Annotated in this window: 1 protein-coding gene; it reads right to left on the bottom strand. The window is 39.8% G+C overall.

What is annotated here, in order from left to right; genetic code table 11:
* Window positions 1–1937, bottom strand: a 1937-nt coding sequence (locus tag QZZ35_RS11540; protein ID WP_291237535.1) for a DEAD/DEAH box helicase family protein, incomplete at its 3' end; no start/stop codon positions are given.
* Between the last annotated feature and the right edge of the window lie 111 nt (window positions 1938–2048).

Below are 2048 nucleotides of genomic sequence, written 5' to 3'. Positions count from 1 at the left end.
CTCGTCTTAATGCTCATAAAACGAATCAAATCCGGAGCACAGTCATTGTTGATATAATCTACATGACGCGGATAAAATTCCGATCCGATATATTTTTTGAAATTGAAATAATCCTGCTTCAGATACTTCAAAGCGTTAAAATTCTCTTTATCAATGTATTCCAGTATCTCTTCTTTGCTTAAATCATCAATATGAATCTCTACACCGTAATCAGCCAAACCAAGAGCTGTAAAATCATCCTTCACTAATGATGCAAGCAATTTTTTCTCCATAACAAAGTTCTCAGATAAAGACCCCAACGCAAAAGCGATCTGCACACTTCGCTTATAGCTATTGCCGATAAAGTCCAGCACGGTAACATACTCCTTATTTGTATATTTACGCAAGCCACGGCCAAGCTGCTGAATAAAGATCGTCGTAGACTCGGTTGGTCTAAGGAACAGCACCATATTCACACCGGGAATGTCGACACCTTCATTCAGGATATCCACCGTAAACAGGATCTCAAGATTATGAGCATCATTTTGCAAATCATTATAAGCTCTGACACGCTCACCGATATCATTACGGCCAGTCAGATAAGCGGTATGATACCGCTCTCCCAATGCTTCACACATCATTCTGGCATGGGTAACATTTCTACAGAACGCAAGCGCCTTCAGCTTTCCTTGTGGACGATGCTTCTCAATCTGCTCGGCAATAAAATCGCAGTGATCTTCCTTTGCCATCTGCGCAATCATTCTGCGTTCTTCATTTCCGGTCAGCCCATAATCCACCAGCTTGTCTCGAATACCAAAATATTTAAACGGAACAACAAGATCATTGGCGATCGCATCACGCAATCTTAGCTCATAAGGCACATTATGATCGAACAATTCGAAAACATCCTGGTTGTCCAAACGTTCCGGTGTAGCAGTCAAACCAAGTAAGAATTCCGGTTCAAAATAACCGATAATCTTTTTATAAGTCTCTGCTGTGGCATGATGACACTCATCAATAATAATGTAATCAAATTCATTCTTTGAGAATAGCTCCAGTGTTTTGCACATGGTAATGTTCGTGGCAAATACAAAATCTGCATCCGATTCTTTACTGGTACCACTATAGATGCCATAGGATACATTTTTACCGAACACCTCTTGGAAGGTTTCCAGGGATTTTCTCAAAATAGATCCCTCATGTACAATGTAAAGCAATCTCTTCGGGTTGAAATTCAATGCATCAAAAGCTGCCAGATAAGTTTTTCCACTACCTGCCGATGCAATCGTGAGCGCACGATTAACACCTATGGCACGGTAACGATTCAACTCCTTCAAGGCCTTCTTCTGCATATAATTCGGCTTGATCTTTGACGCCGACAGATCATAATCCATATCCCAACGCTCAATGGCATAACTTAGTCTCTGGGCATATTTAACAATCAGTTCTGCATCCAGTAATTCCGTTGCGTCCCATTTTTCTTCAAATTCTTTCAACGCATCATCATATGCACCATTTACAAAATAGTCCTTTACAGATACATCCCATTCAATATTTTTAAGAAGCGCATATCGTGTGATATTTGAAGAACCAATCACTAACTCTCTGTGATCATCGAATTCGAAAAGATAACCCTTGGAATGGTAGCCAAGAGTCGAATAATCGGTACCATGAAAGCTCTCATAATCCAAATGACATTGAAAATTAGAACATCTTCCCATGAGCGCATAGAAACTCTTCAAGGATTCAATATCTGTGAAATTCTGGTAAGTTGAGGTGATGATACGTCCCTTACACCCTCTTTCCACAGCTGCTTCAATATCCTTGAACAACAAAACAAGGCCAGCTTTCTTAATAAAGCTGACAGAGAAATCAAAAGACTTACAATGCCTTAGATTATCTTTGATCTTGTCCAGAAAAGTAATATCTGTATAATTTGTTAAAAACTGATGTTCCAAGATATTTTTCCTCCTTCAGATACACAGCCAAAACAAGGGGTGTAATACCTCTAACGATAATTCCAGATTTCATATCCCTGCCGTCTGGCCGAATCATAGACCGGCTGCATG

Origin of the sequence: Frisingicoccus sp. (genome assembly GCA_016298055.1) — a bacterium.
Lineage (GTDB): Bacteria > Bacillota > Clostridia > Lachnospirales > Lachnospiraceae > Frisingicoccus.
Note: the sequence above shows the minus strand (reverse complement) of the source record. Positions and strands in the feature narration are given on the sequence as shown.